Here is a 15,941-nt window from a genome sequence, read left to right as displayed (position 1 = left end):
AGAGCGTGTGCATCGGACCGCCGGCCGGCAACGGCCGTGCCGTGGTCTCGTGTACGCGCGCCGGGAAAGGTAGTTGGCCGTGGCACTGACCCCCGAACAGAAGCGCGCACGTCTTGCCGAGCTGCTGCGCGACAAGGCCCGTACGTCGCGTCGTGCGCCGGTGTCGTTCGCGCAGGAGCGGATGTGGTTCCAGGAGCGGCTGAACCCGGGCAGCGCCGCGTTCAACGTCCCCATCGCCGTGCGCCTGTCCGGCGAGCTGGATGCCGACGCGCTGCGCCGGGCACTCCAGGAGTTGGTGCAGCGCCACGAGGCCCTGCGCACCACCTTCGTCGAGCAGGACGGACGCGTGCTGCAGCACATCGCCGAGTCCGCGGAAGTTCCCCTGCCCGTGGTGGACGTGCACGAGGGCACGCCGTCCGAGCGCGAAGCCGAGGCGTGGCGCCGCCTGCACGCGCAGGCGCAGCAGCCCTTCGACGTGGAGAAGGGCCCGCTGCTGCGCACGGTGCTCTACCGCTGGGGCCCCGGTGAGCACCTGCTCCTCCTCGACGTGCACCACATCGTCTCCGACGGCTGGTCCCTGGGTGTGCTGGTGCGCGAACTGGGCGCCCTCTACCCCGCGCTCGCCGCCGGCCAGCCCGCGTCCCTGCCGCCCCTGCCCATGCAGTACGCCGGGTTCGCCTCCTGGCAGCGCGACTGGCTCAAGGGCGACGCGCTCGACTCGCAGCTCCGCTACTGGTGCGAGCGGTTGGACCCCAACGCGGTCCTGGAGCTGCCCACCGACAAACCCCGCCCGCCCATGGCCTCCACCCGAGGCGCGCGGCTCACGGTGATGCTGCCGCCCGCGCTGCTCCAGTCCCTCAAGGAGCTGGCCCGGCGTGAGGGACGCACCCTCTTCCCGCTGCTCATCGCCGCGTACCAGGTGCTGCTGTCGCGCTACAGCGGCCAGGACGACGTCGTCATCGGCACGCCCGTCGCGGGGCGCAACCGCTCCGAGCTCGAGGGCCTCATCGGCCTGTTCGTCAACACGCTCGCCCTGCGCACGGACCTCTCGGGAGACCCCACCTTCCTGGAGCTGATGACGCGCGTGCACGAGGCGTCGCTCGGCGCCTTCGCGCACCAGGACGTGCCCTTCGAGAAGCTGGTAGAGGCGCTCCAGCCCGAGCGCAGCCTGAGCACCTCGCCCCTGTTCCAGGTCAGCTTCACGCTGCAGAACGCGCCGCTGCCTCCGCTGCGCGTGCCCGGCCTGACGCTGGAGATGCAGCCGGTGGACAGCGGCACCAGTCAGGTGGACCTGTCGCTCCTGGCCACCGAGCTGCCCGAGGGCCTGCGCCTCGTCACCCTCTACCGCACGGACCTCTTCGAGGAGGCCTCGGTGCGCAGGCTGCTGGGCCACTTCCAGACGCTGCTGGAGGCCATCGCCGCGGACCCCGGGCGCCGCATCTCCGAGCTGCCGCTCATGGACGCCGCCGAGCAGCAGCGCGTGCTGGTGCAGTGGAACGGCAGGCCCGCGGCCTTTCCGGACGGCGCCACCATCCACGAGCGCTTCGAGGCCCAGGCCCGGAGCACGCCCGACGCCACGGCGCTCCTCCACGGTGACACGTCGCTCAGCTTCGGAGCGCTGGACGCGCGCGCCAATCAGCTCGCGCACCACCTGCGCATGCTCGGCGTCGGACCCGACACGCTCGTGGCGCTCCACCTGGAGCGCTCGGTGGACCTCGTGGTCGCCATGCTCGGCGTGCTCAAGGCCGGCGGCGCCTTCGTCCCGCTGGACCCGAGCTACCCCGCGGACCGGCTGGGCTACATGCTCACCGACTCGGCCGTGCCGGTCATCATCACCCTGGAGCACCTGGCGGACGAGCTGCCCTCGCGCGGCGAGCAGCTCGTGTTGATGGACGCGGACGCGCGCCACCTCGAGCGGCAGCCGAAGACGCCGCCCGCGTCGGGAGCGCTGGCGGACCACCTCGCCTACGTCATCTACACCTCCGGTAGCACGGGCCGTCCCAAGGGCGTCACCGTCACGCACCGGGGCGTGCCCAACCTGGTGCGGAGCCAGGTGGCACCGCAGGGCCTGGGGCCGGGCACGCGCGTGCTCCAGTTCGCCTCGCCCAGCTTCGACGCCACCGTCTGGGAGGTCTTCACCGCGCTGCTGTCGGGCTCCACGCTGTGCCTGGCCTCGCGCGAGCAGTTGCTGCCCGGGCCCTCGCTGCGGGAGCTGCTGCGCACGCAGCGCATCCACGTGGCCACGCTGCCGCCCACCGCGCTCTCCGTCATGGAGACCGAGGGGCTCGACGACTTGCGCACCATCGTCTCCGCGGGCGAGGCGTGCTCGGCCGAGCTGGTGGCGAAGTGGGCCCCGGGCCGCCGCTTCATCAACGCCTACGGCCCCACCGAGGCCACCGTCTGCGCCAGCATGGGGACCTGCACGCCGGACGGCCAGAAGCCCTCCATCGGCGCGCCCCTGGCCAACGTGCGCCTCTACGTCCTCGACGCGCACCTGCGCCCCGTGCCCACCGGTGTCCCCGGCGAGCTCTTCATCGGCGGTGTGGGCCTGGCGCGTGGCTACCTGCGCCGCCCCGAGCTCACCGCGGAGCGCTTCATCCCCGATGCGTTCAGCGGCGTGCCCGGCGAGAGGCTCTACCGTACGGGCGACCTCGTGCGCTGGAAGCCCGATGGCACGCTCGACTACCTGGGCCGTACAGACTTCCAGGTGAAGCTGCGCGGTTACCGCATCGAGCCAGGCGAAATCGAAGCCGCCCTGCGCTCCCATCCGTCCGTCGAAGAGGCCGTGGCCGTGGTGCGCAAGGACGGCCCCTCCGGCCAGCGCCTCGTCGCCTACGTCACCTCTCCCTACGAGGAGGACGAAGGCCCCGCGCCCGACGTGCAGGTGCTTCGCACCTTCCTCACCGAGCGACTCCCCGAGTTCATGGTGCCCGCGGCCTTCGTCGTCCTGAAGGCCCTTCCCCTCTCCCCCAACGGCAAGGTGGACCGGAAGGCACTCCCCGCGCCGGAGGCGCAGCAGCGCGGTGAGACCACGGCCTTCGAGGAGCCGAGCACGCCCGACGAGCGGGCCCTGGCCGCCATCTGGGCGGAGCTGCTCGGCGTGCCCCGCGTCGGGCGACGCGACAACTTCTTCGAGCTGGGTGGCGACTCCATCCTCTCCATCCAGCTCGTCTCCCGCGCGCGGCAGGCGGGCCTGCACCTCGCCGCCAACCACATCTTCCAGCACCAGACGCTGGAGGCCCTCGCGCGCGTGGCGAAGCGGGATGGCGGCATCCAGGCCGAGCAGGGCGCCGTGCGCGGCACCGTGCCGCTGACGCCCATCCAGCGCGCGTTCTTCGAGCAGCCGCCCGCGCTGCCGCACCACTACAACCAGGCCGTCGTCCTCGCCGCGCGCGGAGCGGTGGACGTGCCCGCGCTGGAGAAGGCGCTCCAGGCGTTGGTGGCCCACCACGACTCGCTGCGCCTGCGCTTCACACGCGCAGCGGACGGCGCGTGGCAGCAGGAGATTGCCGGCACCGAGGCTCCCGTGCGCCTCACGCAGGTGGACCTCTCCTCCATGCCCGAGGCCGAGCAGGCCCGAGCCATGGAGGCCGAGGCCACGCGCCTGCAGGGCAGCATGAGTCTGTCCGAGGGGCTGCTCCTTCGCGCCGGCCTGTTCCACGCTGGCACGAGTCGCACGCCGCGCCTGCTCCTCGCGGTGCATCATCTCGCGGTGGATGGAGTGTCGTGGCGCACCCTGCTGGAGGACCTGGCCACGGCGTACGAGCAGCTCCGGGCCGGCAAGCCGGTGGCGCTGCCGCCCAAGTCCACGTCCTTCAAGGCGTGGGCGGAGAAGCTGCACGTCTTCGCGCGCTCGGAGGAATTGGCGCGCGAGCTGCCCTACTGGGAGGAGCAGGGCCGCGCGCAGGTGCCCGCGCTGCCCGTGGACGTGGCCGGCGCGGCCAACACGCTGGCGTCCGCGCGCGTGGTGCAGGTGTCGTTGGACGCGGAGGAGACGCGCCTGCTGTTGCAGGAGACTCCGGCCGCCTGGCGCGCGCACATCAATGACGTGCTGCTGGCGGCACTGGCCGACAGCCTGACGCAGTGGACGGGCCAGCCGAGGCTGCGCGTGGAGCTGGAAGGCCACGGCCGCGAGGCGCTGTTCGAGGACGTGGACCTGTCGCGCACCGTGGGCTGGTTCACCGCCACGTACCCGGTGGTGCTGGACGTGTCCGGCGCCGCCACGCTGGGAGACCGGCTGCGCGCGGTGCGCGACTCGCTGCGGAAGCTGCCCCGGCGCGGCATCGGCCATGGGCTGCTGCGCCACCTCGCGGGTGAGGCGCAGGCACGAGCGCTGAAGGAGGCGCCTCGCGCGCAGGTGCTGTTCAACTACCTGGGCCAGTTCGACCAGGTGGGAGGCGCGCAGGCCCAGGGCGCGCCCTTCGCTCCGACGCGTGAGCCCACGGGTGCGCTGTGGGGCACGCAGGGCGAGCGCGGCCACTTGCTGGAGGTGAACGGCTATGTCTTCGAGGGACGGCTCACGCTGGGCTGGACCTACAGCGAGGCCGTGCACCACCCGGGCACCGTGCAAGCGCTGGCCGAGCGCTGTCTCTCCGCGCTGCGCCAGCTCATCGCCACCCGCACGTCCGCGGACGCGCACCGCTACACGCCAGCCGACTTCCCGCTGGCGAAGCTGACTCAGTCCGCGCTGGACCGGGTGCTGCCCGCGGGGCTGGAGGTGGAGGACCTCTACCCGCTGTCTCCGCTCCAGCAGGGCATGCTCTTCCACACGCTGGCGGAGCCCAGCTCGGGCGTCTACGTCTCGCAACTCGCCTGGACATTCACTGGCGCGGTGGACCTGGGCACCTTCCGGCGCGCGTTGAACGTCGTGGCGGAGCGCCACGCGCCGCTGCGCACCTCGTTCCTCTGGGATGGACTGGAAGAGCCGTTGCAGGTGGTCCACCCGGTCGCGTCCGTGCCCTGGGAGGAGCACGACTGGCGCGGCGTGCCCGAGGCCGAGCAGCGGGCCCGCTTCGACGCGCTGATGTCCGAGGACACCAGGCGTGGCTTCGACCCGCGCCACGCGCCGCTGACGCGCGTGACGGTGGTGCGGCTGGAGGAAGGCGCGCACCGCGTCCTGTGGACGCACCACCACCTGCTGATGGACGGGTGGAGCCTCGGAGCCATCCTCCAGGAGCTGTTCGCCGCCTACGACGAGCTGCGTGCGGGCCGCATGCCCGCGAAGGGCACGTCGATGCCCTTCCGCGACTACATCGCCTGGCTCCAGCGCCAGCCGATGGAGCGCACCGAGGCCTTCTGGCGCCAGTCGCTGCGCGGCTTCACCGCTCCCACGCCGCTGCCGGGCCTGCTGCCCGAGAAGCCCGCGGGCGCGCACGGCCGCCACGAGCTGCGCGCACCGCTGTCCGCCGAGCTGACCACGACGCTCCAGGCCTTCGCGCGCCAGCACCAGCTCACGCCCAACGCGGTGGTGCAGGCGGCGTGGGCCCTGGCGCTGTCTCGACACACGGGTGAGAGCGACGTCGTCTACGGTGCCACCGGCTCCGGCCGCTCGGCGGAGCTGCCGGGCATCGACCGCGCGGTGGGCCTGTTCATCAACTCGCTGCCGGTGCGGGTGCGCGTGGACGAGGACACGCGCGTCCTCGCGTGGCTGAAGGGGATGCATTCGCAGCTCGCGGAGCAGCGCAACCACGAGCACTCGCCGCTGGTGCGCATCCAGGGCTGGAGCGCCGTGCCTCGCGGCACCCCGCTGTTCCAGTCACTGTTCGTCTTCGAGAACTATCCCATCGACGCCGCGGTGAAGTCGGCCCGCGCGGACCTCGGCTTGCGGGACGTCGTCGCGCGGGAGCAGGCGGACCTGCCGCTGGTGGCCGTCATCATCCCGGGCACGCGGATGGAGTTGCGCCTGGCGTATGACGTGTCGCGCTTCGAGGCGTACCGCCTGGAGCAACTGTTGAAGCACTGGTCCCTGGCGCTGGAAGCGCTGGTGGCCCGGCCCGACAGCCGGCTGGGCGACGTGTCCCTGCTGTCCGACGAGGAGCGCCGGCAGGTGCTGGTGGAGTGGAATGCCACCGCGACGGAGTACGAGCGCGACGCATCCATCCACGCGCTCTTCGCCCGGCAGGCGGCCCTCACGCCGGACGCCGTCGCTGTCGTCTTCGGTGACGCGCAGCTCACCTACGGCGAGCTGGACCGGCGCGCCAATCAGCTCGCTCACCACCTGCGCGCCAGCGGCGTGGCACCGGGAGCGCGCGTCGGCATCTGCCTGGAGCGCTCACTGGAATTGGCGGTGGCACTGCTCGGCGTCCTCAAGGCCGGTGGCGCCTACGTGCCCGTGGACCGCAGCTACCCCACCGAGCGCATCACCTTCATCCTCCAGCAGGCCGGCGTCGGCGTGCTGCTGACCCAGGAGCACGTGGCGGACGAGTTGCCCGCCCTCGGCCAGTTCCTCGTCTGCCTGGACACCGAGTGGGAGCAGGTGGCGCGCTGGCCAGAGACGGCGCCAGAAGTGGACGTCTCCGCCGATGCCCTTGCGTACGTCATGTTCACCTCCGGCAGCACCGGCCAGCCCAAGGGCGTCAGCGTGCCGCACCGGGGCGTGGTGCGTCTGGTGCGCGGCTCCACCTTCATCGACTTCGGGCCCGAGCACACCTTCGCCCAGCTCGCCCCCGTCGCCTTCGACGCCTCCACCCTGGAAGTCTGGGGCGCGCTTCTCAACGGCGGCCGCCTCGTCGTGGCTCCGCCGCACAAGCTGTCTCTGGAAGAGTTGGGCGCGCTGCTCGTGCAGCACGGCGTCACCACGCTGTGGCTCACCGCCGCCCTCTTCGAGCAGGTGGTGCTGCACCAGGGCGAGGCCCTGGCCCGCGTGAGGCAGGTACTCGCTGGCGGTGACGTCCTCCCCGTCGAGCGCGTCCGCCAGCACCTCGCACGTCTCCCCGAGGGCGCCGTCCTCGTCAACGGCTACGGCCCCACCGAGAACACCACCTTCTCCGCCACCCACTCGCTGCGGCGTGGAGACTCCGTGGGCACCTCCGTACCCATTGGCCGTCCCCTGTCCAACTCCACCACCTACGTACTGGACGTGGCCCTCCAACCGGTGCCGGCGGGCGTGCCCGGCGAGTTGTACGTCGGCGGCGACGGCCTCGCCTGGGGCTACCTCGGCCGCCCGGACTTGACGGCCGAGCGCTTCATCCCCAATCCCTTCAGCTCCCAGCCCGGTGCACGCCTCTACCGCACCGGAGACCGCGTGCGCTGGACGGCCGACGGCTCGCTGGAGTTCCTCGGCCGCACCGACTTCCAGGTGAAGGTGCGCGGCTTCCGCATTGAGCCCGGTGAAGTCGAGGCCGTGGTGCGCCGCTTCGCCGGAGTGCGCGAAGCCGTGGTGGTGGTGCGCGAGGACGTCCCCGGCGACAAGCGCCTGGTGGCCTACGTCGTGGCCGAAGAGCAGGAGGTGCTGGAGCCCCAGGCCGTGCGCGCCTTCCTCCAGCAGAAGCTGCCCGAGTACATGGTGCCCTCCGCCGTCGTGGTGCTGCCAGCGCTCCCCCTGTCCCCCAACGGCAAGGTGGACCGCAGGGCACTGCCCGCTCCAGAGGCACCGGGTGGCGACGACAGCGTGGAGTACGTTGCGCCGCGCACGCCCACCGAGGAGTTGGTAGCGGGGCTCTTCTCGCAGGTGCTTGGCGTGCAGCGCGTGGGAGCGCACGAGAGCTTCTTCGACCTGGGCGGCCACTCACTGCTGGCCACGCAGCTCGTGTCCCGCGTGCGCGCGACGTTCAACTTCGACATGCCGCTGAGGGACCTCTTCGAGGCGCCCACCGTGGCCGAGCTCGCCACGCGCATCGATGCAGCCGTGAGCGCGGGCGACGTCGGAGCGCTCCCGCCCATCGAGCGCGTGCCGCGCACGGAGCGGCTGCCCGTTTCGTTCTCGCAGCAGCGCCTGTGGTTCCTGGACCAGCTCGAGCCCGGCAGCGCGGCCTTCAACATGTCCTTCACCCTGGAGCTGACCGGGGCGCTGGACGCGGAGGCGCTGCGCAAGTCCCTCGAAGCCCTGGTGCACCGCCACGAGGCACTCCGCACCACCTTTCACGGCGAGCCCGAGGGCCCGGTGCAGCGCATCTCCGCGCCCGGCCCGCTGGAGCTGCCCCTCATCGACCTGAGCGCCCTGGCTCCCGAGACGCGTGAAGCCGAGGTGCGCCGCCGGCTGAACGCGGAGTCCCTGCGCCCCTTCAACCTCTCCACCAGCCCGCTGCTCCGCGCCCTGCTGTTGAAGGTGGAGCCGCTGAAGCATGTGTTGCTGCTCTACGTGCACCACATCGTCTCGGACGGCTGGTCCATGAGCGTGCTGGTGCGCGAGCTGAGCGCGCTCTACCCGGCCTTCGCGTCGGGCCAGCCGCCACGGCTGCCGGAGCTGCCGCTCCAGTACGCGGACCATGCGGCGTGGCAGCGCAAGTGGCTGGATGACTCGGAGCTGGACAAGCAGCTCACGTGGTGGCGCAAGCAGCTCGACGGCGCGCCCCAGGATTTGGAGCTGCCCACCGACAAGCCGCGCACCCACCACCCCGCGCCTCCAGGAGCGCTGGAGCTCGTGCTGCTCCCGCGCGAGCTGGCCGAGGCCGTGGAGGCCCTGTGCCGTCGTGAGGGTGTCACGCCCTTCATGTTCCTGCTGACAGCGTTCCAGGTGCTGCTGTCGCGCTACTCGGGGCAGGACGACATCTCTGTCGGCTCGCCCGTGGCGGGGCGCAACCGGGCGGAGCTGGAGGGCATCGTCGGCTTCTTCCTCAACACGCTGGTGCTGCGCACGCGCCTGGACGGCAACCCCACCGTGCGCGAGCTGCTGGGCCGCGTGCGTGAGACGGCGCTGGGCGCCTATGCCCACCAGCACGTCCCCTTCGAGCAGCTCCAGCCGATGCGCGACTTGCGCCAGGCGCCGCTGTTCCGGGTGATGTTCATCCTCCAGAACACGCCGCCCGCGGAGCTGTCCCTCCCCGGGCTGACGATGCGCGTGGCGCCCATGGGCGACCACGTCGCGAAGTTCGACCTCACGCTGACGCTGACGCGCACGGGGGACGGCTTCGAGGGCTCGCTCGACTACCGAGCTGATTTGTTCGAGGCCTCCACGGCCGCGCGAATGGTGCGCCACCTGCGCACGCTGGTGGAGGCCCTGGTGGCCTCGGCCGACAAGCGCCTGTCCGCGCTCCCGCTGCTCTCGGTTGAGGAGCGGCGCCGCGTGCTCGTGGACTGGAATGCCACCGGGGCGGACTTCCCGGAGGCCTGCGTCCACTCGCTGTTCGAGGCACAGGTACGCCGCGCGCCGGACGCGCTCGCCGCATCGTTCGAGGGGCAGCACCTCACCTACGCGCAGCTCGATGCCAGGGCCAACCAGCTCGCGCACGCCCTGGTCCGCCGGGGTGTCGGTCCCGAGGTCCGCGTGGCCCTCAGCGTGGAGCGCTCCCTGGACATCGTCGTGGGCCTGCTCGGCATCCTCAAGGCCGGTGGCGCCTGGGTGCCCGTGGATCCTCTGCTCCCCCGTGAGCGCCTGGCCTTCATGCTGGAGGACAGCGGCGCGGCGATGCTGGTGACGCAGTCACCACTGCTGGAGCGCTTCCCCGCGTCGCTCCGCTCGCGCGCGCTCTGCCTCGACTCCGAGAAGGATGCGCTCTCGGGAGAGAGCACCGAGGCCCCGGTGACGGGCGTGGCCCCGTACCACCTGGCGTACCTGCTCTACACCTCCGGCAGCACCGGTCAGCCCAAAGGCACGGCCGTGGAGCACCGGAGCGTGGCCAACCTCGTCACCCATGAGGCGGTGGCCTACGGCATCGGCCCCGGCAGCCGCGTGTTGCAGTTCGCGAACCTCTCCTTCGACCTGTCGGTGGAGGAGATCTTCACCACGCTGTGCTCCGGTGGCGCGCTGGTGCTGGCGCCGCTGGAGAAGCTGATGCCGGGCGCGCCGCTCCAGAAGCTGCTGCGCGACGAAGCACTCACCGTCATCAGCCTCACACCAGCGGCCCTCGCGGCGACCTCCGCCGAAGGCCTGTCCGAGCTGCGCACCGTCATCTCCGGCGGCGAAGCCCTGCCCGCCGAAGTCGTTGCACGGTGGGCTCCGGGCCGGCGCCTGCTCAACACATATGGCCCCACGGAAGCCACGGTGGTGGCCACGCTCACCGAGTGCGTGGCGGACGGGCGAATCCCGTCCATCGGCCGGCCCCTGGCCAACGTGCGCGCCTACGTGCTGGACGCTCGCGGCGAGCCCGTGCCCGTGGGCGTCAAGGGCGAGCTGTACGTGGGCGGCGTGGGCGTGGCGCGCGGCTACGCGGGCCGTCCCGCACTCACCGCCGAGCGATTCGTCCCAGATGCCTTCTCCGGTGAGGCGGGTGCCCGCCTGTACCGCACGGGCGACGTGGTGCGCTGGCGCGAGGACGGCACGCTGGAGTTCGTCGGCCGCGCGGACGCACAGGTGAAGGTGCGCGGCTTCCGCATCGAACTGGGCGAGGTGGAGTCCGCCCTGGCGAGGCTGCCCTCGGTGCGCGAGTCCGTCGTCGCCGCGCGCGAGGATGGGCCGGGTGGCAAGCGCCTCGTGGGCTACGTCGTCGCGCACGAAGGAACACAGACGGACGGAGCCACGCTGCGTGCTGCCCTCAAGGAGACGCTGCCGGAGTACATGGTGCCTTCGGCCATCGTGGTGTTGTCCGCGATGCCGCTCACGCCGAACGGCAAGGTGGACCGCAAGGCCCTGCCTGCACCAGACCTCGCCACCTCCAGCGGCCGTCCGGACTACGTCGCGCCGCGCACCCAGACGGAGACGCTGCTGGCCGGTATCTGGAGCGCGGTGCTGGGCGTGGAGCAGGTTGGCCTGTCCGACAACTTCTTCGAGCTGGGTGGCCACTCGCTGCTGGCCACGCAGGCCATCAGTCGCATCCGCGCCGCGTTCAGCGTGGAGCTGCCGCTGAGGGATTTGTTCGACTCGCCCACGCTCGCGGACCTCGCGATGCGGGTGGACCGCGCGGTGCTGGCGGGTCAGGGCCCGCAGGCGGCACCGCTGGTGCCGGTGTCTCGCACGGGCGAGCTGCCGGTGTCCCTGGCACAGCAGCGCCTGTGGTTCCTCGATCAGCTCGAGCCGGGCAGCGCCTTCTACAACCTGCCGGGGACGCTGCACCTGACGGGCGCGCTCGACGTGGACGCCCTGCAGCTCGCTCTGACGGAGCTGGTGCGCCGACACGAAGCCCTACGCACCACCTTCAGCGAGGGTGGGAGCGGCGCGGTGCAGGTCATCCACCCGCCCGCCCCCGTGCCGCTGCCCGTGATGGACGTCCCCGAGCGTCAGGACCTCGGACGCCAGATGCGCGACGAGGCGCTCCGGCCCTTCGACCTGACGCGCGGCCCGCTGCTGCGCGCGGCCCTGCTGCGGCTCGGGGCGCAGGAGCACGTGCTGGTGCTGACGCAGCACCACATCGTTTCGGACGGCTGGTCCATGGGCATCATCGTGCGGGAGCTGGCCGCGCTCTACCTCGCCTTCGCGGAGGGGCGGCCCTCGCCGCTGCCTGAGCTGTCGTTGCAGTACGCGGACTTCGCCGCCTGGCAGCGCGGCTGGCTGCGAGGTGACCTGCTGGACGGCCAGCTCCGCTGGTGGCACGAGCGGCTTGCGGGCGCGCCCCTGGCCCTGGAGTTGCCCACGGACAAGCCGCGCCCGGCGGTGCAGACGTCTCGCGGAGCTGCGCACCCGGTGGTCCTCCCCGTCCCCCAGGCCGAGGCGCTGGAGGCCTTCTGCCGCCGCGAAGGCATCACGCCCTTCATGGTCCTGCTGAGCACCTGGCACGTCCTGCTCAGTCGCTACACCGGGCAGGAGGACCTGCTCGTCGGCACCGTGCTGGCGGGACGGGACCGGAGCGAGCTGGAGTCGATCATCGGCTTCTTCGTCAACACGCTGCCCCTGAGGGCCCGCGTCTCCGGCACGGACACCGTGCGCGCGCTGCTGGCCCAGGAGCGGGAGAGCGTGCTCGGCGCCTTCGCGTACCAATCCGTCCCCTTCGAGCGGCTGGTCGAGACGATGAAGGTCGAGCGCGACCTGAGCCGCCCGCCCCTGGTGCAGGCGACGTTCGTCCTCCAGAACGCTCCGGTGCCCACGCTGTCGCTGCCGGGGCTGACGCTGCGCGCGCAGCCGGTGGAGGACAGCCCGGTCAAGTTCGAGCTGGAGCTGGGCCTGTGGCGCACCGCCGAGGGCTTCTCCGGCCTGCTCTCCTACAACGCCGACCTCTTCGCGCCGGAGACCATCGCCCGGATGGCGGAGCACTTCCGCGTCCTCGCCGAGGGAATCGTCGCGAACCCCGAGGCGCCGCTGTCCTCCCTGTCCATGCTGACCAAGGCCGAGCGCCAGCGCGTGCTCGTGGACTGGAATGCCACCGCGACGGAGTACGAGCGCGACGCATCCATCCACGCGCTCTTCGCCCGGCAGGCGGCACTCACCCCCGACGCGGTCGCCGTCGTCTTCGGTGACTCGCAGCTCACCTACGGCGAGCTGGACCGGCGCGCCAATCAGCTCGCGCACCACCTGCGTGCAAACGGCGTGGCACCGGGAGCGCGCGTCGGCATCTGCCTGGAGCGCTCACTGGAATTGGCGGTGGCACTGCTCGGCGTCCTCAAGGCCGGTGGCGCCTACGTGCCCGTGGACCGCAGCTACCCCACCGAGCGCATCACCTTCCTCCTTCAGCAGGCCGGCGTCGGCGTGCTGCTGACTCAGGAGCACGTGGCGGACGAGTTGCCCGCGCTCGGCCAGCTCCTCATCTGCCTCGACACCGAGTGGGCCCAGGTGGCCCGCTGGCCAGAGACGGCGCCGGAAGTGGACGTCTCCGCCGACGCGCTGGCGTACGTCATGTTCACCTCCGGCAGCACCGGCCAGCCCAAGGGCGTCAGCGTGCCGCACCGGGGCGTGGTGCGCCTGGTGCGCGGCTCCACCTTCATCGACTTCGGGCCCGAGCACACCTTCGCCCAGCTCGCCCCCGTCGCCTTCGACGCCTCCACCCTGGAAGTCTGGGGCGCACTTCTCAACGGCGGCCGCCTCGTCGTGGCTCCGCCGCACAAGCTGTCCCTGGAGGAATTGGGCGCGCTGCTCGTGCAGCACGGCGTCACCACGCTGTGGCTCACCGCCGCCCTCTTCGAGCAGGTGGTGCTGCACCAGGGTGAGGCCCTGGCCCGCGTGAGGCAGGTACTCGCGGGCGGCGACGTCCTCCCCGCTGAGCGCGTGCGCCAGCACCTCGCGCGTCTCCCCGAGGGCGCCGTCCTCGTCAACGGCTACGGCCCCACGGAGAACACCACCTTCTCCGCCACCCACTCGCTGCGACGCGCGGACTCCGTGGGCACCTCCGTGCCCATTGGCCGTCCCCTGCCCAACTCCACCACCTACGTACTGGACGTGGCCCTCCAACCGGTGCCGGCGGGCGTGCCCGGCGAGTTGTACGTCGGCGGCGACGGCCTCGCCTGGGGCTACCTCGGCCGCCCGGACTTGACGGCCGAGCGCTTCATCCCCAATCCCTTCAGCCCTCTGCCCGGTGCACGCCTCTACAGCACCGGAGACCGCGTGCGCTGGAAGGCCGACGGCTCGCTGGAGTTCCTCGGCCGCACCGACTTCCAGGTGAAGGTGCGTGGCTTCCGCATCGAGCCCGGTGAAGTCGAGGCCGTGGTGCGCCGCTTCGCCGGCGTGCGCGAGGCCGTGGTGGTGGTGCGCGAGGACGTCCCCGGCGACAAGCGCCTGGTGGCCTACGTCGTAGCCGAAGAGCAGGAGGTGCTGGAGCCCCAGGCCGTGCGCGCCTTCCTCCAGCAGAAGCTGCCCGAGTACATGGTGCCCTCCGCCGTCGTGGTGCTACCGGCGCTGCCGCTGTCTCCCAACGGCAAGGTGGACCGCAAGGCCCTGCCCACACCGGAGGCGCCTGGAGGTGGCGACGGCGTGGAGTACGTCGAGCCCCGCACGGAGACGGAGCAACAGCTCGCGCGCTTCTTCTCGGAGCTGCTGCACGCCGAGCGCGTGGGTGCTCACGAGAACTTCTTCGACCTGGGCGGCCACTCGCTGCTGGCCACGCAGCTCGTGTCCCGCGTGCGCGCGACGTTCAACTTCGACATGCCGCTGAGGGACCTCTTCGAGGCGCCCACCGTGGCCGAGCTGGCCCAGCGCATCGACGCCGCGAAGAGCACGCAGGCTGGCCCGGCCCGACCGCCGCTGGTCCCCGTGCCGCGCACCGAGCCGCTGCCGCTGTCCTTCGCGCAGCAGCGCCTGTGGTTCCTCGATCAGCTCGAACCGGGCAGTGCCTTCTACAACATCCCCGCGGCCGTCCGGCTCGAAGGCCCGCTGGACGTGGGCGCACTGGAACGCGCGCTCCAGGAGCTCGTCCGCCGGCATGAGGTGCTGCGCACCACTTTCCGACAGGACGCGGGCGGCACCGTGCAGGTCATCGCTCCCACCGCGGAGCTGCCGCTGCTCGGGGTGGACCTGAGCGGGCTCGATGCCGCTGCCGCCGAGGCAGAGACGCGTCGACTGGTGGAGGAGGACGCGCAGCGTCCGTTCAATCTCACCACCGGCCCGCTGATTCGCGCGCTGCTGGTGAAGCTCGGCGGCGCGGACCATGTGCTGCTGCTCAACCTGCACCACATCATCACGGACGGTTGGTCCTCGGGTGTCCTCGTCCGCGAGGTGGCCTCGCTCTACGAGGCCTTCTCGGACGGCCGTGCCTCGCCGCTGCCCGAGCTGCCGGTGCAGTACGCCGACTACGCCGTGTGGCAGCGCGGCTGGCTGCAAGGGGAGACGCTGGACACGCAGCTCGGTTACTGGCGCCAGCAGCTCGCGGGCGCCCCGGCCGCGTTGGAGCTGCCCACCGACAAGCCGCGTCCGCCCGCGCAGTTGTTCCGAGGTGGCGTGCAGCAACGCGCGTGGACGAAGTCCCTGTGGGACGGCGTGAAGGCCCTGGCGCAGCAGGAGGGCGCCACGCCCTTCATGGTGCTGTTGGCCGCGTACCAGGCGGTGCTCGCGCGCCACGCGGGGCAGGAGGACCTCTCCGTCGGCTCGCCCATCGCCGGACGCACGCACGCGGAGACGGAAGGCCTCATCGGCTTCTTCGTCAACACGCTCGTGCTGCGGTCGCTCGTCTCACCGCGAGTCACCTTCCGCGAGCTGCTGGCACAGGTACGCGAGGTGACGTTGGGCGCGTATGCGCACCAGGACGTCCCCTTCGAGAAGCTGGTGGAAGAACTCCAGCCCCGGCGTGACCTGAGCCGCAACCCACTCTTCCAGGTGGCGCTCACGCTGCAGAACACCCCGATGACGGCGGTGAAGCTGCGACAGGGGCTGGCGCTGAAGGGCATGGAGGCCGGCAACCGCACCTCGAAGTTCGACCTCTCGCTGCTGGTATGGGAGACGGCCGAGGGCGCCGCCGCGGTGCTCAATTACGACAGCGACCTGTTCGAGCCGGACTCGGCCGGCCGGCTGCTGGAGCACGTGCGGGTGCTGCTGGAGGCCGCTGTCTTCGAGCCCGGGACGCGGCTGCGCGACCTGCCGCTGATGGGTGAGGAGGAACGGCGTCGGCTGGTGGAGCAGTGGAGCGGCACGTCCGCGAGCTACCCGCGCGAGGCATCGCTGGCGGAGCTGTTCGAGTCCCAGGTGCGGAAGACGCCGCACGCGGTGGCGGTGGAGTACGCGGGCCGGCAGTTGACGTACGACGCGCTCAATCGCCGCGCCAACCGGCTGGCACACCGGCTGGGGGCATTGGGCGTCGGCCCCGAGGCGCGGGTGGGTCTATGCGTGGAGCGCTCGCTGGAGCTGGCGGTGAGCGTGCTGGGCATCCTCAAGGCTGGCGGCGCGTACGTGCCGCTGGACGCCAGCTACCCGGCGGAGCGGTTGCAGTGGATGAAGCGCGAGGCCGGCGTCACGGTGCTCGTGGCCCAGGAGAAGCTGGCCGGGGCCG

The 15,941-nt window shown here is 71.8% G+C and carries 1 protein-coding gene (running past one end of the window); it reads left to right on the top strand.

Annotated elements, in window-relative coordinates:
• The first annotated feature begins 79 nt into the window (after positions 1-79).
• Positions 80-15,941, top strand: the start of a protein-coding gene (locus ACVTJA_RS15370; RefSeq protein ID WP_465837121.1) for a non-ribosomal peptide synthase/polyketide synthase. It continues 20,150 nt past the right edge of the window; the window shows 15,862 of its 36,012 coding nt (coding positions 1-15,862); the start codon lies at positions 80-82; its stop codon lies beyond the right edge, outside the window.

The organism is Pyxidicoccus sp. M6, from assembly GCF_055568925.1.
The sequence above is the reverse complement of the archived record's forward strand: the minus strand, read 5'-3'. Positions and strand labels throughout refer to the sequence as shown.